This window comes from Pedobacter sp. GR22-10 (assembly GCF_026239715.1).
Classification (GTDB): domain Bacteria; phylum Bacteroidota; class Bacteroidia; order Sphingobacteriales; family Sphingobacteriaceae; genus Pedobacter.
The window spans coordinates 1,557,570-1,577,500 of the sequence record NZ_JAPIVR010000001.1 but is presented as its reverse complement, the minus strand read 5'-3'; the positions used below and the strand labels follow the sequence as shown (position 1 = coordinate 1,577,500).

Annotated in this window: 19 protein-coding genes; 9 read left to right on the top strand and 10 right to left on the bottom strand. The window is 38.3% G+C overall.

What is annotated here, in order from left to right; genetic code table 11:
• Positions 1-277: 277 nt before the first annotated feature.
• Entirely contained in the window at positions 278-1,048 is a 771-nt protein-coding gene (gene rlmB, locus OQX64_RS06820) for a 23S rRNA (guanosine(2251)-2'-O)-methyltransferase RlmB (protein WP_265818153.1), read from the top strand.
• 102 nt (positions 1,049-1,150) lie between these two features.
• Here rlmB and OQX64_RS06815 read toward each other — a convergent pair whose 3' ends face one another.
• Positions 1,151-2,242, bottom strand: a complete 1,092-nt coding sequence (locus OQX64_RS06815) for a mannose-1-phosphate guanylyltransferase (RefSeq protein ID WP_088301446.1) — start codon at positions 2,240-2,242, stop codon at positions 1,151-1,153.
• A gap of 14 nt (positions 2,243-2,256) precedes the next feature.
• Positions 2,257-3,225, bottom strand: coding sequence for a KpsF/GutQ family sugar-phosphate isomerase (locus tag OQX64_RS06810; RefSeq protein ID WP_265818152.1), 969 nt, complete (start codon positions 3,223-3,225; stop codon positions 2,257-2,259).
• Between the two features lie 91 nt (positions 3,226-3,316).
• Between OQX64_RS06810 and recQ the strand changes: the two genes are divergently transcribed.
• The 3 genes from recQ to OQX64_RS06795 all read left to right on the top strand — a co-directional run bounded on the left by recQ (position 3,317) and on the right by OQX64_RS06795 (position 7,120).
• Positions 3,317-5,506 (top strand): DNA helicase RecQ, encoded by a 2,190-nt coding sequence (recQ, locus tag OQX64_RS06805; RefSeq protein ID WP_088301444.1) that lies wholly within the window; start codon positions 3,317-3,319, stop codon positions 5,504-5,506.
• A gap of 82 nt (positions 5,507-5,588) precedes the next feature.
• On the top strand, positions 5,589-6,401 hold the full coding sequence (gene kdsA, locus OQX64_RS06800; protein WP_265818151.1) for a 3-deoxy-8-phosphooctulonate synthase: 813 nt from the start codon (positions 5,589-5,591) through the stop codon (positions 6,399-6,401).
• Between the two features lie 2 nt (positions 6,402-6,403).
• Positions 6,404-7,120, top strand: coding sequence for a YqjF family protein (locus OQX64_RS06795; protein ID WP_265818150.1), 717 nt, complete (start codon positions 6,404-6,406; stop codon positions 7,118-7,120).
• A 28-nt stretch (positions 7,121-7,148) separates the two neighbouring features.
• Here the strand turns inward: OQX64_RS06795 and OQX64_RS06790 are convergent, their stop codons facing one another.
• Both OQX64_RS06790 and OQX64_RS06785 read right to left on the bottom strand, forming a co-directional pair.
• Complete coding sequence (locus OQX64_RS06790) at positions 7,149-9,035, bottom strand: OmpA family protein (RefSeq protein WP_265818149.1); 1,887 nt, start codon at positions 9,033-9,035, stop codon at positions 7,149-7,151.
• Positions 9,036-9,072: 37 nt separating this feature from the next.
• On the bottom strand, positions 9,073-9,696 hold the full coding sequence (locus tag OQX64_RS06785) for a 7-carboxy-7-deazaguanine synthase QueE (protein ID WP_088301440.1): 624 nt from the start codon (positions 9,694-9,696) through the stop codon (positions 9,073-9,075).
• Positions 9,697-9,801: 105 nt separating this feature from the next.
• On the opposite strand from OQX64_RS06785, the gene OQX64_RS06780 reads away from it, so the two are divergent.
• The gene (locus OQX64_RS06780; protein WP_265818148.1) at positions 9,802-10,137 is read left to right on the top strand and encodes a Rieske (2Fe-2S) protein; all 336 of its coding nucleotides are present in this window, start codon (positions 9,802-9,804) and stop codon (positions 10,135-10,137) included.
• Positions 10,138-10,372: 235 nt separating this feature from the next.
• Here the strand turns inward: OQX64_RS06780 and OQX64_RS22540 are convergent, their stop codons facing one another.
• The 6 genes from OQX64_RS22540 to OQX64_RS06755 all read right to left on the bottom strand — a co-directional run bounded on the left by OQX64_RS22540 (position 10,373) and on the right by OQX64_RS06755 (position 16,216).
• Entirely contained in the window at positions 10,373-10,618 is a 246-nt protein-coding gene (locus tag OQX64_RS22540; protein WP_416240468.1) for a PIN domain-containing protein, read from the bottom strand.
• Between the two features lie 15 nt (positions 10,619-10,633).
• A complete protein-coding gene (locus tag OQX64_RS06775) occupies positions 10,634-10,894 on the bottom strand; it encodes a DUF6364 family protein (RefSeq protein WP_265818147.1) in 261 nt (86 codons plus the stop codon).
• A 147-nt stretch (positions 10,895-11,041) separates the two neighbouring features.
• A complete protein-coding gene (locus OQX64_RS06770; protein WP_265818146.1) occupies positions 11,042-11,923 on the bottom strand; it encodes a bifunctional 5,10-methylenetetrahydrofolate dehydrogenase/5,10-methenyltetrahydrofolate cyclohydrolase in 882 nt (293 codons plus the stop codon).
• An 86-nt stretch (positions 11,924-12,009) separates the two neighbouring features.
• Entirely contained in the window at positions 12,010-13,797 is a 1,788-nt protein-coding gene (gene lepA / locus OQX64_RS06765) for a translation elongation factor 4 (RefSeq protein ID WP_088301437.1), read from the bottom strand.
• 239 nt (positions 13,798-14,036) lie between these two features.
• Positions 14,037-15,461, bottom strand: a complete 1,425-nt coding sequence (locus tag OQX64_RS06760; RefSeq protein ID WP_265818145.1) for an MATE family efflux transporter — start codon at positions 15,459-15,461, stop codon at positions 14,037-14,039.
• A 335-nt stretch (positions 15,462-15,796) separates the two neighbouring features.
• Positions 15,797-16,216 carry an acyl-CoA thioesterase gene (locus OQX64_RS06755; RefSeq protein WP_265818144.1) on the bottom strand — a complete coding sequence of 140 codons (420 nt, stop codon included), beginning with the start codon at positions 16,214-16,216 and terminating at the stop codon, positions 15,797-15,799.
• Positions 16,217-16,298: 82 nt separating this feature from the next.
• Here OQX64_RS06755 and OQX64_RS06750 point away from each other — a divergent pair, with 82 nt between their 5' ends.
• From OQX64_RS06750 to pnp, 4 genes are all read left to right on the top strand, one after another.
• On the top strand, positions 16,299-16,502 hold the full coding sequence (locus OQX64_RS06750) for a hypothetical protein (RefSeq protein ID WP_265818143.1): 204 nt from the start codon (positions 16,299-16,301) through the stop codon (positions 16,500-16,502).
• A 9-nt stretch (positions 16,503-16,511) separates the two neighbouring features.
• A complete protein-coding gene (locus tag OQX64_RS06745; protein WP_265818142.1) occupies positions 16,512-16,988 on the top strand; it encodes a hypothetical protein in 477 nt (158 codons plus the stop codon).
• Positions 16,989-17,274: 286 nt separating this feature from the next.
• Positions 17,275-17,559 carry a 30S ribosomal protein S15 gene (rpsO, locus tag OQX64_RS06740; RefSeq protein ID WP_029285581.1) on the top strand — a complete coding sequence of 95 codons (285 nt, stop codon included), beginning with the start codon at positions 17,275-17,277 and terminating at the stop codon, positions 17,557-17,559.
• A 176-nt stretch (positions 17,560-17,735) separates the two neighbouring features.
• Positions 17,736-19,871 carry a polyribonucleotide nucleotidyltransferase gene (gene pnp / locus OQX64_RS06735; protein ID WP_265818141.1) on the top strand — a complete coding sequence of 712 codons (2,136 nt, stop codon included), beginning with the start codon at positions 17,736-17,738 and terminating at the stop codon, positions 19,869-19,871.
• Positions 19,872-19,931 lie beyond the last annotated feature (60 nt).

Here is a 19,931-nt window from a genome sequence, read left to right as displayed (position 1 = left end):
TCTTAATAAATTTATTTTTTAAAATTTTTAATGTTTGAAGCAGACAGTGAAGAGAGAGATGGAGAATCTTAAATAGAGGAGAAAGAAAGAATTGTAAAAGTAATAGAAAATAGGGCATGGAGAATAGGAAGATGCCATACCAGTCAATTCCTAATTATCAATTTCCAGTTACCATGCTTAGATTGTAGGTGGTATCGGACTGATCTATTTATTCAATTAAAAATATATTTCCTCTCCTTTGCCTTAAAACAGTTACTTTTGCAAACAATTTCGAAACATGGATAATTTTAGAAGGCCACAGCGCGTAAAAGAAAATAATGAGTTTGTATTCGGCATCAGGGCCGTTATAGAAGCGGTGAAAGCAGGAAGGGATATTGAAACGATTTATCAGCAACGTGGCTTAGGTGGAGAACTTTTTCTTGAACTGAAAGCACTTCTAAAAGATACCTTAATTCCCTTAAACTCGGTTCCTGTTGAGAAATTGAACCGCATGTCGCAGAAAAACCACCAGGGCGTAATTGCAGTGATTTCACCAATTACTTACCAAAATATTGAAGATATTGTTCCAGCGATATTTGAAAAAGGAGAGGTGCCATTAATTTTGGTGTTGGATAGTGTAACTGATGTGCGTAATATGGGTGCTATTGCCCGTACAGCTGCCTGCGTTGGTGTACATGCCATTGTTGTCCCCTTAAAAAATGCGGCTCAAATCAATGCCGACGCTATTAAAACATCAGCTGGTGCTTTATTTAGTATTCCCATATGCCGGCATGCCAATCTTCATAAAACCTGTTTGTATTTACAAGACAGTGGCTTACAAATTGTAGCTTGTACTGAAAAAACGAGTGATTTGATTTATGCACCAGACTATACCATGCCAACCGCAATTGTAATGGGATCAGAAGATGAAGGTATTTCCAACGATCTTTTGCGTGTAGCTGATCATTTGGCCAAGATTCCAATGTCTGGGAAAATAGAATCACTTAACGTTTCAGTTTCTGCCGGTGTGATTTTGTATGAGGCAGTAAGGCAAAGAACCATTTTCTAGAAGCTTCAATTAGGCATCTGCCAGATAAAGAATTGTTAAACAAAAAAATCCTAACGGCTATATAGCCGTTAGGATTTTTTGTTTATTCATTTACTTTTTAGCTTAAATGAATTTGTTACCGAATCTTGATTTCACCTCGGCTACAAATTCTTTCACCTTTTGCTCTTCATTTCTTGGACAGATCATCAACATATTGTTGTTTTCTACCACAATATAATCATGTAATCCGTTTAAAATAACCAGCTTTTCTTTCGGCACGTTCACCATACAATTAGAAGAGTCAAACATAATTACCTGCTCAGAAGGGATCACGGCATTGCCAACATAATCCTTATCGGCCATTTCATAGATGGAAGCCCAGGTGCCTAAATCAGACCAGCCAAAATCGGATGGCAATACATAAACGTTATCTGCCTTTTCCATAATCCCAAAATCAATAGAAATATTGGTGCATTGGAAATAGGCATTGTTGATAAATTCCTTTTCACCACCTTTATTTAACTCGGATCTGCCAACGTTGAAAATTTCATACATATCGGGCAGGTGCCTTTCAAAAGCACTTAATATGGCACGTGCCGACCAGATGAAAATGCCCGCATTCCATAAAAAATCTCCGCTTTGTATAAAGGATTTTGCAAGCTCCAGGTTTGGTTTTTCAGTAAAAGTTTTCACCTTGTGTAAATCAGTATCTGTATTCAGTACGTGATCGGTATGCTGAATATAACCATAACCAGTATCCGGACGGTTAGGTTTAATGCCTAAAGTAATCAGGCAATCATTTTTTGATGCCGCTTCCAGTGATTGTTCAATAGATGCAATAAATCCATCCATATCTGCAATGGTATGATCAGATGGTGCCACCACGATGGTTGCATTTGGATTCAATTGGGCAATTTTAAAACTTCCATAAGCAATACAAGGTCCTGTATTTCTCATTAAAGGCTCAGCAAGAATCTGATTATCGCTTAATTGAGGAAGTTGTTCCTTGATCAGATCTGAATAGATATCGTTGGTAACAATAAAAATATTTTCCGGTGGGCAGATCTTTAAGAATCTTTCATATGTACTTTGAATCAGCGTTTTGCCAACGCCGAAGAAATCTATAAACTGTTTAGGGTATTCTGTTCTACTTACCGGCCAAAAGCGACTTCCAACACCGCCTGCCATAATTAATGCATAGTAATCTTTATTCATTATATATTTAAATGTTACACAATACCTTCGTTCAGGAGATCGTGCATGTGGATTATTCCAAAGTAAGTATTTTGTTCTAACACTAACAACTGTGTAATGTTATTTTCCTTAATTATGTGTAGCGCATCAACTGCAAGTGAGTCATACTGTATACTTTTGGGCTGCCTGCCCATAATATCTTCTGCTTTTAATCCTGCTATTGAATTATTGTTCTCAAGCATTCTCCTGATGTCGCCATCTGTAATTACACCAAGCACATGATGCTCGGTATCTACAACAGCCACAGCACCCAAACGGTTTTTACTAATTTCGATTAAAACATCTTTTACTGAAGCATCCGGATGGATAGCAGGTTTTTCATTGGTTAAAGCTAAATCACCTGCTTTCAGGTACAATTTTTTACCAAGTGAGCCGCCAGGATGATACCTGGCAAAATCAGCAGCATTAAATTCCCTGCATTCTAAAAGACAAATGGCCAGGGCATCGCCTAAGGCCAATTGGGCTGTTGTACTGGTGGTAGGTGCCAGGTTATGCGGACAGGCCTCTTTTTCAAACACGGTATTTAGAATCAGGTGTGCCTGTTCGGCTAAAAAAGAACCCAGTTCTCCAACCATACCAATTAAAATATTTCCTGCAGCTTTAAGCAGCGGAACCAATACTTTTATTTCAGGAGTGTTACCACTTTTGGATAAACAAATAATGACATCATGTTGCTGGATCATGCCCAGATCTCCATGGATGGCATCAGCAGCATGCATAAATATAGCCGGCGTACCGGTAGAATTTAAAGTGGCCACAATTTTTTGCGCAATGATGGCACTTTTGCCTATTCCGGTAACAATTACACGGCCATTGCAATTTAAAATAGTGGATACTACCTTCTCAAAATCATCGTTTAGATTTTTAGCAACATTTAATATTGCCGCCGCTTCGAGTGCTAATGTGTTTAAAGCTGACTGGAGAATATATTTTTTACTTTTCAAAGAGAAAAAAATTGTTTGTGGATACTTGAATTTCTTGTAAAATTATGTTATTTTGGATAGAAAAATAGCATCGCATATTTTATTACACAAAATGGACGTGAAAAAGTCGTTATTTGATAACCTGCAAAATTTCTTTGGGTTTGATAATTTCAAAGGTGATCAGGAGTCGATCATAACAAATATTTTAGAAGGCAACAACACTTTTGTGATTATGCCAACGGGCGGAGGGAAGTCTATTTGCTATCAGTTGCCAGCGCTAATGAGTGAAGGAACGGCAATTGTGATTTCGCCTCTTATTGCATTAATGAAAAACCAGGTGGACCAGTTAAGGGCATTTGGAGGAAATGACAGCATTGCGCATTTCCTGAATTCATCCTTAAACAAATCCGAAATTACACAAGTTAAATCTGATCTGCTCAGCGGGCAAACCAAGTTATTGTATGTGGCACCTGAATCTCTGGCCAAGCAAGATAATATTGAGTTTCTAAACCTGATTAAAATTTCTTTTGTTGCAGTTGATGAGGCACATTGTATTTCTGAATGGGGTCATGATTTCAGGCCGGAATACCGCAAAATTAAGCAGGTAATTGCTGGCCTGGGTAATAACATTCCCATTATTGCACTTACGGCTACAGCCACGCCAAAGGTTCAGCAGGATATTATGAAGAATCTGGGGATGTCTGAAGCCACACTTTTCAAATCATCTTTTAACCGCCCCAACCTTTTTTATGAAATCCGTCCCAAGCGCGATATCAATAAGGAAATCATAAAGTATATCAAATCCAATCCGGGTAAATCCGGTATTATTTATTGCCTCAGTCGTAAAAAGGTAGAGGAAGTGGCCGAAGCTTTAAACTTAAATGGTATCAGTGCTTTACCTTATCATGCAGGATTAGACCCTAAAGTGAGGGCAGAAACGCAGGACAAATTCCTGATGGAAGATGCAGAAGTGATTGTGGCTACCATCGCATTTGGTATGGGGATCGATAAACCGGACGTTCGTTTTGTAATTCATCACGATGTTCCGAAGAGTATGGAAGGTTATTACCAGGAAACGGGAAGAGCTGGTCGTGATGGCGGAGAAGGCATCTGTATTGCATTTTATGCGCAGAAAGACGTAGATAAGCTGGCCAAGTTTATGAAAGATAAGCCGGTTTCTGAGCGTGAAATTGGTACACAAATATTAAAAGAGGTTATTGATTACGCCGAGTCAGGGGTTTGTCGCCGGAAACAAATCCTGCATTATTTTGGAGAAAATTTCAATGAAACAGGCTGCAATTGCATGTGTGATAATTGTAAAAAACCCAAAAAACAATTTGATGCCGAAGCACAACTTACAACCCTGCTTAAATTTATTGAAAAAACCGGAGAAAAGTTTGATGATGCGCATTTGCTAAATGTTTTCTTAGGCTTGGAAACCGCGCAAACTATTGCCTATGAACATAGTAAGGTGCCTGAGTTTGGAATTGGTAAGGAAGAAGGGATATTGCTCTGGAAATCTGTGATCAGACAGGCCGTGCTGAATAACTTCCTTTTCAAAGACATTGATAATTATGGATTATTAAAACTAACCAAACAGGGAAAAGATTTTATTATCAATCCTTATAGTTTAAAGTTTGTTCTGAATGAACCTATTGAAACAGGTACAGACGATGATGACGATGATGTAAAACAAGGTTCCGGTGCTTTGGATACACACTTACTGCAGTTGCTGAAAGATTTGCGTAAAAAAATTGCCAAGCAAAAGAATGTTCCGCCATTTGTCGTTTTTCAGGATCCGTCTTTAGAAGAGATGTGTACGCACTATCCCATCACTACGGAGGAAATCAAACAAATATCCGGCGTTGGTTCCGGTAAAGCCATGAAATTTGGTACGCCTTTTATTGAGCTGATCAAAAAGTATGTAGAGGATAATGACATTGAACGGCCGATTGATCTAATTATTAAAACGCAGGCGAATAAATCGCAAATGAAAGTTTCCATCATACAGAATATTGACCGTCAAATTGGTCTGGAAGACATTGCCGATTCAAAAGGGATTACTTATGAAGAAATTTTGAAAGAGGTAGAATCTATTGTAAACTCCGGGACAAAACTTAACCTCAATTATTTCATTGATGAAGTGATTGATGATGACCGGCAGGATGAAGTATATGATTATTTCAGGGCAGCCGAAAGTGACTCAATTGATGAGGCACTGAATGAGCTGGGTGAAACAGATTATACCCGCGAAGAAATTCAGTTGATGCGAATTAAATTTATGTCAGAATTAGGAAACTAAAAAATAGATGTGAGATAGGAGAAGCCAGATTTGAGATAAACTCACATCTCACATCTCACATCTCACATCTCACATCTCAAAAATGATAAACTATCTAGATAATATAAAAAATACCGATTCCGGAAATTTCTTTTTAATGGCTGGTCCATGCGCTATCGAAGGCGAAGACATTGCCATGCGCATTGCCGAAAAAATAATTACCATTACTGATCAACTTCGGATTCCCTATATTTTTAAAGGTTCATACCGTAAAGCAAACAGAAGTAAAGGAAGCTCTTTTACCGGAATCGGAGATGAAAAAGCCCTTCGGATTTTGGAAAGAATCGGCCGTGAATTTGGTGTGCCAACTGTTACAGACATTCATGAAAGTGATGAAGCCGCAATGGCAGCCGCTTATGTAGATGTATTGCAGATTCCCGCATTTCTTTGTCGCCAGACTGATTTGTTAATTGCTGCTGCTCAAACCGGAAAAGTGGTTAACGTAAAAAAAGGTCAGTTTCTTTCTGCGGGCTCTATGAAATTTGCAGTAGAAAAAATTAAAGAAGCCGGAAATGATAAGGTCATATTAACGGATAGGGGCAATACTTTTGGCTATCAGGATCTGATTGTGGATTACCGTGGTTTACCTGAAATGCAAAGTTTTGGTGTTCCGGTAGTGATGGACTGTACACATTCCTTACAGCAACCCAATCAAAGTAGTGGTGTTACAGGAGGGAAGCCTGAATTGATATCAACCATAGCTAAAGCGGCAATTGCAGTTGGTGCTGATGGTTTGTTTATTGAAACGCATCCTGATCCGGCCAATGCAAAATCAGATGGTGCGAACATGCTGCACTTAGATTTACTGGAAGAAACATTAGTTAAGCTGATTCGTATCAGACAAGCCATTTTATAATTTTGAGTAAATCTAAAGTATTCCTTACCGCAGAATGGAGAAAGCTTGCTTTGGCACAGTATGAGGTAGATCAGGCGATTCTTGAAAAATACCTGCCACCAAATACTATACTGGATGACTGGCAGGGAAAATTCTATGTTAGCCTGGTAGGTTTTATGTTTGTAGACGTAAAATTGCGTGGATTAAATATTCCTTTTCATACCAATTTTGAAGAAGTTAATCTGAGATTTTACGTCAAGTTTAAAGATGGTAATGAATGGAAACGGGGTGTCGTTTTTATCAAGGAAATTGTTCCCTTGCCCGCCATTACTTTTGTTGCGAATACCCTTTACAAGGAAAATTATCAAACTCTGCCCATGAAGCATGTTTGGACAGCTAAAGAAAATCAGCTTCAGGTGGAGTACCTCTGGAAGGCTAAAAATTGGAATAGTTTCTCTATTACAGCATCTTCAAAAACAGTAGATATCCTGATGGGTAGTGAAGAAGAATTTATTACTGAACACTATTGGGGTTATACCAAAATTGGTCCGGATAAAACTTCTGAATATGGCGTGGAACATCCCCGCTGGGAAGTTTACCCGATTAAACATTATGCTATACATGTAGATTTTAAGGCAAATTACGGTGAGGATTTTGCTTTTCTAAATGGTGCCGAACCGAATTCAGTGATGCTGGCTGAAGGATCTGAAATCAGGGTCATGAAAGGAAAGAAATTTTAATCGGAATGCCTGATGACACCTGTTTCATTTAAATTTTAGTAATTAAAAAAGAAGTACGTCGATTGCTTTTCCTACCCATTTCCGTTTTATTATCCTGAAGCGGTTTGTCAGCCCCAAAACCTTTAAAAGTGAGGCGATCAGCTCCAATGTCATTCTTAATCAGGTAATTATATACAGCATTTGCCCGGTCAAAGGATAGTTTTTCGTTTAATTTACTATCGCCAACATTATCCGTATGCCCCTGGATTTCGATGTGAACACTTGCGTTTTGCTGTAGGAAATCAATCAATAAATTCAATTCGCGTATGGATGCTGGTAGGAGATTATATTTGTTTGTATCGAAGAAGATATTTTTGAGCGTAACGTTTCCTCCAGGTTTAATTTTTTCGATGTAAACTTCAACCTCATAAGGTTTGCTCATATCACCTTGCTTTAACTCAAAATTTTCTGAATAAAACAGATAGCCTTCTGCATTTACGTTAAAAAGGTAATTGCTCCCAACAGGCATTACGGCTAAAAACTGACCTGTTTCGGGATCTGTATCATCATCAAAAACAGCGCGGTTAGTTTTCAGGTCAATTACCTGAACATTGCTTTCAATTGTTTTTTTGGTGTCCTTATCTCTTACAATTCCTTTAACATAAGAAACTTTCAGGGGTTTTGCAGTTTCCGGAATTCCGAAACGATAAATATCCTGAAGGCCGAAACCATTGCTTAAATTAGAAGAAAACATGCCAAAACTGCCGTCTGCACTTACAATAAGTCCATTTTCATCTTCGAATGAATTAATCGGATACCCCATATTAACAGGCTTTTCAAACCGTCCCTGTTCATTCATCCTGCTGTAGAAGATATCTTTATGGCCAAAGCCTGGCCAGCCATCTGATGAAAAGTATAGTGTCCGGCCATCCGCGTGCAGAAATGGTGTGTTTTCATCATCAGGTGTATTGATGCTTGGTCCCAGATTAATAGCAGGTCCCCATTTTGCTTCATCAGTAATGTTGCATTTCCAGATGTCATATCCGCCCGACCCACCAGGGCGATTACTGATAAAGTACAGTGTTTTTCCATCCGGACTGATGGCAGGTTGTGATTCCCAATATTCTGAGTTAACAGGCTTTCCCAAATTGTATGGTTCGCCCCAATCATTTCCTTCCCGATGGGAAACGTAAATATCACATCGGCCTAATCCATCGGGGCGGTTACAGCCTGTAAAGAATAAATATTTTCCATCGGGAGATATGGTCTGTGCGCCCTCATTATACTTTAAAGTATTAATTTTAGGAGATAATGGTACTGCTTCATTCCATGTATGATTTTTAAACTGCGAAGTCCAGAAGTCTTCATTGCCGCCTATTTGTCTTGTAAAAATTAATGTTTCTCCGTCTGCCGTTAGTGCAGGAAAATATTCAGCATTATTCGTATTCACCCCCTGACCCAGATTGGCAGGAACAAAGTTTACAGGTTTTTTAATGGCTAAGGAAGCAAAATCACAGTCAAGCAGGTATTTTCTCGCTTTTTTTGCCCTGTCTGAAGAAGCATCCAACATTAAAAAAGCATTGAAATGTATTTTCGCCTGTTCAAATTCCTGTGTTGCAAATTCAGTTTCAGCAAGGTTGTAAATCACTGCCGGAGCGACGTTTTTATGAATTAAAACCGACTTTTGATACGCCGCTTTTGCTTCCACATATTTTTTTTGCAGTTTCTGCACATTGGCCAGAAGAATATAAGCTTCCTGAAATAATGGGTCAGCATCTACAGCACTTTTAAGTACCCGTTCTGCTTCAGCATAATCTGATTTTTCAATAAACGGACCAGCATTTTCAAATAACTGCTGCGCTTTTTTATGATTTGAAGCCTGAGAAAAAACACGGAGACTAATAGCAATGAAAAGAAGGGTAAAGTAAAGCCTCATAAACAACATATTGGTTATTAAGCTAATGTATTGTTTTTTAAGGGATATTTAAAAATTTATGCGTTTGAAGTGAAATTTCCCATCTTGGATTAGCCATTACGTATTCAATAATCAATGGGGTAATTTCTTTTGATTTCGACCACTCCGGCTGCAGGTATAATTTGCAGGTTGGAGATACCATTGCCGCATATTCTTCGGCCCATTTGAAATCACTTTTATTGAAAACGATAACTTTTAATTCGTGCGCAAAAGGGGTGATATCTGGTCGTGGGGCTTTAAATTTCTTTGGCGATAAACAAATCCAATCCCAGTTTCCGGAAAGGGGGTAAGCACCAGAGGTTTCGATAAAAGTTAAAATGCCTCTTTCTTTTAGCTTGTTAGTTAAATAATCCAGGTTATAAATTAACGGTTCACCACCCGTAATAACCACCGCTTTCCCTGGAAACTTGTCTGCATGTTCAACAATCACATCAGCAGGTGTTAACGGGTGCATTTCGGCATCCCAGCTTTCTTTCACATCACACCAATGGCAGCCCACATCGCAGCCACCCAGGCGAATGAAATAAGCCGCTTTGCCAGTATTAAATCCCTCGCCTTGTATCGTGTAGAACTCTTCCATTAAAGGAAGTAATGTGCCGTCTTCTGGTATCTGTTGTTTCATTTTTGAGGATGCAAATATCCTAAAAAATATGGTGGAAATGTTCCTCATCTAAAAATTAATGCAAAGATGAAATAACACTGATATTTAAATTCTTATTTTAGGTCAATGAAGTGGTTTAAAGCGTTGAATAAAGTTCAAATTCCTGCTATTGATTCAATTATAACCGTTGAAGTCAATGGAAAACAGCTTTGTATCATTAATAATGATGATAAAATTACAGCGACACAATCTCATTGTCCGCATGCTGGTGGTCATCTTTCTGGTGGCTGGTGCAAAAATGGTCATCTGATTTGTCCAATTCATCGCTATGAATATGATTTAGAAAGTGGAAGAGGAGCAGAAGGGCAAGGAGATTACATTAATCTTTATCCAACAGAGCTTCGGGAAGATGGATTATATATTGGTTTTGAGGAGAGTTGGTGGAGTAAGCTTTGGGATTGATGAATAAAAGAACAAGGAGCAAATAAAAGAGAAGGTTTGGTTTGAATCCTTGATCTTTGCTCATTTACCTTTGTTCCTACCGCAAATGTTTTTTAAAAAACTCCTGGCAATTTAAAATTTCCAGTTCTGCAAAATAAAAATCTTTAATATCCTCTGTAATGATGCAGGTGCAACCAACTGCTTCCGCTGCATAATATTCCAGGCCATCTTCAACATCGTGGATGGATTTATTTGATCATGTATCAAAAATACCTTTTGATGTATTTCCTGCAATTTTAATATGTTGACAGAGCAAATCGATTTTCTGCTTCGCCAATTGAGGTTTATGTTTCTTTTCAGCAAAGTAAAAAGCAATTGCCAAACAAAGCGGCGAAGTGTAAACTTCAAATTTTGGATGTGATGCCAAACTTAAAATCCTCGAAGAATATGTAAAAAGCGGGTATTCTTTATTTAAAACGGAAATAAGCACATTTGCATCCAAAAATATCTTTATCAATTACTTTTTAGAAGAAAAGAATTCATCTTTTGATGCCTTTCGGCTAGCTTTTACTGTTTTTTTATATTCTACTTCTCCCTCTGCAACCATACTTACCCACTCAGAAATGGGGTAATCTTCAAGGGATTTATAATCACCGGATGTAACTTGGATTAGTAAATGCTCAATTAAGCGGGATAAGCTAATGTTATGATCAGCAGCATATTTTTTAGCTTTTGTAACCACATCCCGGTTAAAGCTTAAGGTAAGTTTCGAATCCATAACATCATGTTTACGAACAAATATAATTGCTTTACGTATAATAAAAAGTATTTACACGTAAAAAAGGCAACTCAAATGTTTGAATTGCCCTTGTGATTTTATAATGATGAGATTTTACCTTACGCCCTCAACCTTTATAGCCTCTACCTAGTTATAGATTTCTTTCCTTGCTGAGGCGAGTGTATTTTTCAGTAAGCCAACAATTGTCATTAAACCAACGCCACCTGGAACAGGCGTGATGTAAGATGAAATCGGCGCTATATTTTCAAAATCTACATCACCATAAAGCTTAAAGCCTGATTTTGTTTCTGTAGACGTTTCACGGTTAATACCTACATCAATGATAATTGCACCTGGTTTCACCATATCAGCAGTGATGAAGTTCTTTTTACCAATGGCTGCGATGATGATATCTGCCTGTAAAACCTGCTCCTTCAAATCTTTTGTACGGGAGTGTGTGAGTGTTACGGTGCAATTTCCGGGATTAGCATTACGCGCCATTAAAATACTCATCGGACTGCCTACAATATTACTTCTACCAACCACAACGCAATGCATCCCGGTGGTGTCAATGTTATATTCCTGCAGCATCAATAAAATGCCATAGGGTGTTGCCGGGATAAAGCACGGTAAATTACGCATCATTCTACCCAGATTAACAGGATGGAAGCCATCCACATCTTTTCTATGGTCAATTTTTTCGGTAACTTTTTCAGGGTCTATATGCTTTGGTAAAGGTAACTGAACAATTAACCCGTCCACATCCTCATCCTGATTAATTTCTTCAATTTTTGCCAGCAATTCAGCTTCTGTCACCGAGGTATCGTATCGGTGTAGTGAAGATTCAAAACCTACCTTTTCACAGTTTTTCATCTTACTAGCTACATAGGTTTCGCTTCCACCATCGTTACCAACTAAGATAGCGACCAAATGAGGTTTGCGTCCGCTTTTATTTAAAAATTCTGCAGCCTCTTCTGCAATCTGAACTTTAACTTTTTCTGATACGTATTTGCCGTCTAATAATTTCATTCTTATGAGATGTGAGATATTGGATATTAGATTTGAGATTAGACGGTTATCATCTCCAATCTCCAATCTAATATCTCCAATCTATTTTAATCCAATTTCAAAACTGCCATAAACGCTGTTTGTGGAATTTCTACATTTCCAACCTGGCGCATGCGTTTTTTACCTTTTTTCTGTTTTTCTAACAACTTACGTTTACGTGAAATATCGCCACCATAACATTTAGCGGTTACATCTTTACGCAAAGCACTAAGCGTTTCGCGTGCGATTACTTTAGCACCGATAGATGCCTGAATTTTAATTTCAAACTGCTGACGGGGAATTAATTCTCTCAGTTTCTCGCAGATTTTTTTTCCGAAATCGTAAGCATTACTGCGGTGGATCAAAGATGATAAAGCGTCAACCGGTTCATCATTCAATAACATATCTAAACGAACCAAATCTGATTTACGGTAACCGGTCTGGTGGTAGTCGAAAGAAGCATAACCTTTAGAAATTGTTTTCAGTTTATCATAGAAATCGAATACAATCTCACCCATTGGCATCTCAAAAATAAGCTCTACCCGATCAGATGTCAAATAAGACTGGTTCACGATAATACCACGTTTCTGTATACAAAGCGACATTACAGGCCCTACAAATTCAGCTTTGGTAATGATATTGGCTTTGATATAAGGTTCTTCAACCGAATCCAGTTTACTTGGATCTGGTAAGTCGGAGGGGTTGTTAACAATAATTTCATCGCCTTTAGTGGTGTGCGCGATGTAAGATACGTTAGGAACCGTAGTGATTACGGTCATATCGAATTCACGCTCCAAACGTTCCTGGATAATCTCCATGTGCAGCATGCCCAGAAATCCGCAACGGAAACCAAAGCCTAAAGCTGCTGAACTTTCCGGTTCGAAAACAATAGAGGCATCATTCAACTGTAACTTGTGCATCGCTTCGCGAAGTTCTTCAAATTCATCAGTGTCAACAGGATAAATACCCGCAAAAACCATTGGTTTAACCTCTTCAAAACCCTGAATAGCATCTAACGATGGTCTTGCAACAGTGGTAATGGTATCTCCAACCTTCACTTCACGGGCTTCTTTGATTCCTGAGATAATATAACCCACATCGCCTGTTTTGACCACGTTACGTGGCGCCATATCCAGTTTTAAAATACCCACTTCATCAGCCAGGTATTCCTTGCCTGTGTTAATAAATTTTACTTTATCTCCTTTTTTAATCTCACCGTTAACTACTTTGTAATAGGCGATAATCCCTCTGAATGAATTAAAAACAGAATCGAAAATCAATGCTTGGAGCGGTGCTTCCGGATCACCGACAGGTGCTGGAACCCGGTCTACAATGGCTTGAATAATATCAGGAATACCCATACCAGTTTTGCCGGATGCGGGAATAATATCCTCACGTTTACAACCAATTAAATCAATAATCTGGTCTTTAACCTCTTCTGGCATGGCACCTGGTAAATCCATTTTATTTAAAATCGGGATGATTTCAAGGTCATGCTCTAAAGCCAGATATAGGTTCGAAATGGTTTGTGCCTGAATACCCTGAGAAGCATCAACAATAAGCAAAGCACCTTCGCATGCTGCAATTGAACGCGAAACTTCATACGAAAAATCGACATGTCCGGGGGTATCAATCAGGTTGAAGTTATATTCAATATCTCCAACTTTATAATTCATTTGTATGGCATGACTTTTAATTGTAATGCCCCGCTCGCGCTCCAAATCCATATTGTCGAGCAATTGCGCCTGCGCTTCACGCTGCGAAATCGTCGCTGTATATTCTAATAACCTATCAGCCAAAGTACTCTTACCATGGTCGATATGTGCAATAATGCAAAAATTACGTATATGCTTCATCTTTGCGCAAAGATATAGTTTTTAATGGAATTTGTAAGATGGAAAAATGGCTGGTTTTTTAAATATTTGAAAAGCAAATTCAGTAGTTTTAAGTGAAGGTCGTTCTGCTTTTTGCTGCTCCTGATGAAAAAAACGCAATATACTTCATCAGGTTTATGTAGCTCAGAGCAGTAATCCTTTTTTTGTTTTCTGTGCAATCCGTGTTTCGGTGGCTGGTTTTATTGGTGGTTAAGTTGATTTTAAACCATCGTTTTCTTCCATTTACCTTTTTTGAATAGAATAAAAGCGGCAATAGCAATACCAATTTCAGCGGTGGGGATGGCTATAAAAACACCTGTTGGCCCCATATCCAGGTATTTAGCAAGGAAGTATGCAAACGGAATCTGGAACAGCCAGAATGCAAAAATATTAATTTTAGTAGGTGTCCAGGTATCGCCTGCACCATTGAAAGCACTGGTCAGCACCATTCCCATCCCATATATAACAAAACCGATACTTAAAATCCTTAGTGCCCTGCTGGCCATATCAATAACCTTTTCATCTGATGTGAAAAACGCAGCGAATAAATGACCGCAGGTTAGGAAAAGTACACTTACCACCGCCATAAAAACCAGGATGTATTTCATGGTTTGATAAACTGATTTTTCAGCGCGATCGATATGACCAGCACCCAGGTTCTGGCCAACTAAAGTGGCGGCAGCATTACTCAATCCCCAGGCTGGTAATAAGAAAAACATCATTAATCTCAGTGCGGTCTGATAGCCAGCTGATCCTTCATCTCCGCCAGTTGTGGCCACTAATTCTGCTAAAAATACCCAGCTGCAGCTTGCTATAACAAACTGGAAGATAGCAGGGGCAGCTATTTTTACAATGGCCTTGATTTGTTCGAAATCAGGAATGAAATGACTGATTCTGATCTTCAAAGCGTTTTTACCATTGAATAAATGGTAAACCTGATAGGTTACGCCTAAACCACGACCAATGGTTGTGGCAATGGCTGCACCTGTTAATCCAAACGCCGGAATAGGACCAAATCCATTAATAAAAAGAGGGCAGAGGATGATGTTGGCAATATTGGCGATCCATAAACTGCGCATGGCGATGGCAGCATTTCCAGCGCCTCTGAAAATACCATTGATTAAGAACAACAAAACAATGATGATACTTCCTGCCATCATGATGCGGATAAAAGTTGTTCCATGATCAGCAGTTTCGGCAGATGCGCCCATGAGCAAAAGAATATCCCTTGCATAAATCAATCCGGCAATGCTGATTAAAATATTTACAGCCACCGCTATAATAATGGTTTGTATTCCGGCCTGAGCTGCAGCTTCCGGATTTTTCTCGCCGATTCTTCGTGATACTACTGCTGTAGCAGCCATGCTTAAACCTATTGCCAAAGAATAAATGATGGTCAGAACGGATTCAGTTAGGCCTACTGTTTGTATAGCATGGCTGCTGTTTTCCAGGTGACCTACAAAATATAAATCAACTAAAGCGAATATAGATTCCATGGCCATTTCCAGCATCATTGGAATGGCTAATAAAATAATTGCCCGTTTTATACTGATTGAGGTTAGATCCACTTCATTTCCCTTTAAGGATTGTACTAATACCTCAAAAAAGGAAGATAGTTTGCCCCGTGTCTTTATTGACTGTGACATATGTAATAATATAAAATGTAATGAATAAATGAATGAAACGCGGCTAAGCGTATGTTCGTGAATTTTAAATGGGAGGGAAATCCTCGGTTAACTAAAACCTCAAACGGATCGCAGATACTATCATGGTTCTGTTCTTTTTGATAAGGCAAAGATAAATAAATTTCCTGTCTGTCAAATTTTAATGGTTGATTTTTAGTAGTTTGATGGATTTATTGCCACAGAACCACTGAAAACATTTAATTATATCATTGAGTTGAGAATGCTGGATTAGGTTTGAGGCTCAGGATATATTTGTGAAAAACTAAATCTTCGGACCTCGGTCTTCTGACGCCCAACTAAATACTATACGCTTTAATCATTTCTTCAGTCACTTTTGTTCCGCGACTGGTGTTTAAATCAATTAAGACATAATCGAAAATTCCATCGGATGCAACTTTGCCCGTTTTTTTATTGATAATTTCGAACTGAACAGCACAACCTTTATCATGCATCTTTAATATGCCTGTTCTGATCAACATTAAATCATTCATCAAAAGCGGGCGTTTAAAGTTAATGTCTACATGGCTCACTACCCAGCCTAAACCTTGTTTAGTGAAGTGCTCCCAAGGCATTCCATAAAATTTTTCCATTTGCTCATAACGGGCTGCCAATACATAATCCAGGTATTTGCTGTTATGTACATGATTAAACATGTCTATGTCGTCAGGGCGTACGCGAAGTTCGCTTTCGAAAATGCTAAATTGATTCTTTTCCAAGGGTAAAAGTGTTTTGTGCAAAAGTATTAAATAACCGTTCCAATGTAAAGTATTAGTTTCTTTTTCGTATTTTTGATATGAAATGGGAAAGCTAATTTTATATGATATTTCAACTTCTCGCGAAATAATTGCGGAAGAGCGTGAAAGTGTTTATTTAAGTCATACTCCGGAGCAACGTTTTCTTAGCGTGTTGCATCTCAATCACATTTCAATGGTTATGAATGGCGGTAGGCCTTTAAAATCTCCTCAAGGCAAAGGCCTGGTCATTCGTAAGCCAGCCATATAATTTCCGTATATGGCTTTTGATAAAGAAAACCCAGAAATGCTTTTGCTGTTAGCAACTTTTCAACAGTTTGATTTACATTATTTAATTGTAGGTGGCTTTGCTGTAAACCGTTATGGTTATAACCGTACTACAGGAGACCTGGATATATATTTAAAAGATACAAAAGAAAACAGGCAAAACTTAATTTATGCACTGGATAAAATGGGTTATGGCAAATACGACATGTTATTGGATGTTCCGATTATTGCAGGGTATTGCGAAGTGATGATGGATGATGGGATGTATGCAGATTTAATGACAGATATTCCCGGATTGGATAAAGATAATTTTGATGAGTATTTTCAAATGGCAACTGTGGATGAAATAAATGGGATCAAAGCCAGATTTCTTCATTATAACCATCTCCTTGATAACAAACGCGCTACGAATAGACCGAAAGATCAATTAGATGTTTTAGAACTGGAGCGTATTAATAAGAAAAACTAATTTTTTTACATAATCTTATTTTTCTAAACCCGATTTAGCGGAAATCCTTTTGCCGCAATTTCAGAATGAGATGGCTTCGTTATTCCTCCTCGCAAATATGACAAATGAACTAAGACAGGCAAAAATATTGCAGGGAGGGTGGCACTGAAGTAACAAACTAAGAAATAGCGTTACTTTTGAAATGATTTAACGATCCAGCAATTAAACAATGCTTTGCTACTATGTAAAAAATCTTTATCTTTGCGGCATTATTAATTAATTTTATACACTTTAATATTATTCAAGAATGTATTTAAGTTCAGAAAAGAAAGCCGAAATTTTCAAAACACACGGCGAAGTAGAAACCAACACGGGTTCTGCTGAAGGTCAGGTAGCGTTGTTTACATACCGTATTGCGCACTTAACAGAACACTTAAAGAAAAATCGTAAAGATTTCTCTACCCAGTTGTCACTTCAAAAATTGGTAGGTAAACGCCGCGGTATTTTGGCTTACTTATACAAAAAAGATATTGAGCGCTATCGTGCTATCATCAAAGCTTTATCGCTTCGTGATATCATTAAACAAAAATAAGCGTAATTTTATCATTAAAAGCCATTCTCTAGAATGGCTTTTTTACTTTCCTGTTAAATATTTTGACGGGATTTATTATAGATAGGGTTTTTTAATCTTATCTTCGTTTGCAAAAACAAAAACATATATAAACAACGGTGTGTAGAAAGAGGAAAACACACCACAATTCTAATTAAATGAATGTAATAAAAAAATCGTTCGATTTGGGCGATGGCAGAACAATTGAAATTGAAACTGGTAAATTAGCCAAACAAGCTGATGGTTCGGTAGTAGTGAAAATGGGCGATACCATGTTGTTGGCAACTGTTGTATCAACTGTTGGTGCTAAACCAGGAACTGATTTCTTACCATTATCAGTTGATTATCAGGAAAAATATGCGGCTACCGGCCGCATTCCAGGTGGATTTTTACGCCGTGAAGCAAGGTTATCAGATTATGAGGTTTTAATTTCCCGTTTGGTAGACAGAGCTTTACGCCCAATGTTCCCTTCTGATTATCACTCTGATACGCAAGTGATGATTTCATTAATTTCTGCTGATAAAAATATCCTTCCTGATTGTTTAGCCGGTTTAGCTGCTTCAGCTGCATTAGCTGTATCAGATATTCCTTTTAACGGTCCGATTTCTGAAGTACGTGTAGCTAAAATTGACGGCAAATTGGTGATCAATCCATATGCAAGTGATTTAGAACGTGCCACATTAGAATTCGTGGTTGCAGGTTCTGCAAACGATATCGGTATGGTTGAAGGTGAGTGCGATGAAATTCAGGAAGATGAAATGGTTGAAGCCTTAAAATTTGCACATGCTGCCATTAAAGTTCAATGTGCGATTCAGGTTGAATTAACTGAAGCAACAGGTAAAACTGTAAAACGTGAATATAGCCATGAAGACCATGATGCTGATTTAAGGGCCAAGGTTTTTGCTGATACTTATGATAAGGTTTATGCAGTAGCGAAATCCGGTTCAAATAAAGATGAGCGTAAAGTTGGCTTTACAGCGATTATCAATGAGTTTTTCGAGGCGATGCCAGAAGATACTGCAGATTTAACCAAAGCAATGGCTAAACATTATTACCATGATGTGCAGTACGATGCGATTAGAAATCTGTTATTAGATGAAGGTATTCGTTTAGACGGTCGTAAAACGACAGAAATTCGTCCGATCTGGAGTGAAGTTGGTTATTTACCTGCTGCTCACGGTTCGGCGGTGTTTACCCGTGGCGAAACCCAATCATTAACATCAGTTACTTTAGGTAGTAAAGATGATGAGCAGATGATTGATGGTGCTTTCTTCAACGGTTACCAGAAATTCTTATTGCACTATAACTTCCCGGGTTTCTCAACAGGTGAGGTTAGACCGAACAGAGGTGCTGGCCGTCGTGAAATTGGTCACGGTGCCTTAGCGCAACGTTCATTGAAAAAAGTATTGCCACAGGGTGATGCCAATCCATATACCATCCGTATCGTTTCTGATATTTTAGAATCAAATGGTTCATCATCAATGGCAACTGTTTGTGCTGGCACACTAGCATTGATGGATGCAGGTATTAAAATCAAATCTCCGGTTTCCGGTATTGCAATGGGTTTAATCACTGATGAAAAAACTGGTAAATATGCCATTCTTTCTGATATTTTAGGTGATGAAGATCACTTGGGAGATATGGATTTTAAAGTAACCGGTACCGAAAATGGTATTGTTGCTTGTCAGATGGATTTGAAAATCAATGGTTTATCTTATGAAGTTTTAACTAAAGCTTTATTGCAGGCTAAAGAAGGTCGTTTACACATCTTAAATGAGATGAAAAAAACCATCAGTCAGCCGAATGAAGATTATAAACCACATGCGCCACGTATCGTTTCTTTAACTATTGAGAAAGAATTTATCGGTGCAATTATCGGCCCTGGAGGAAAAATCATTCAGGAAATGCAACGCGAAACCGGCGCTTCCATCTCTATCGAAGAAGTTGATGGTAAAGGAATCGTAGAAATTTTTGCTGATAATAAAGCAGCTATCGATTCAGCTGTTACCCGTATCCGTAACATCGTGGCTAAACCAGAAATTGGTGAAGTTTACCAGGGTAAAGTAAAATCGATCATGCCATTTGGTGCTTTCGTTGAAGTGATGCCAGGTAAAGATGGGTTATTACACATCTCTGAAATTTCATGGGAGCGTTTAGAGACTATGGATGGTGTATTGAAAGAAGGTGATAAGATCGAGGTTAAGTTATTGGATATCGATAAACAAGGTAAAATGAAACTTTCCCGTAAGGTTTTATTGCCAAGACCAGAGAAACCAGCTGCGCCACAAGCGTAGTTAAAGAGTCCGAAGTCTGTAGTCAGAAGTCGGGAGATATAATTCAAACCCTTTCAATTT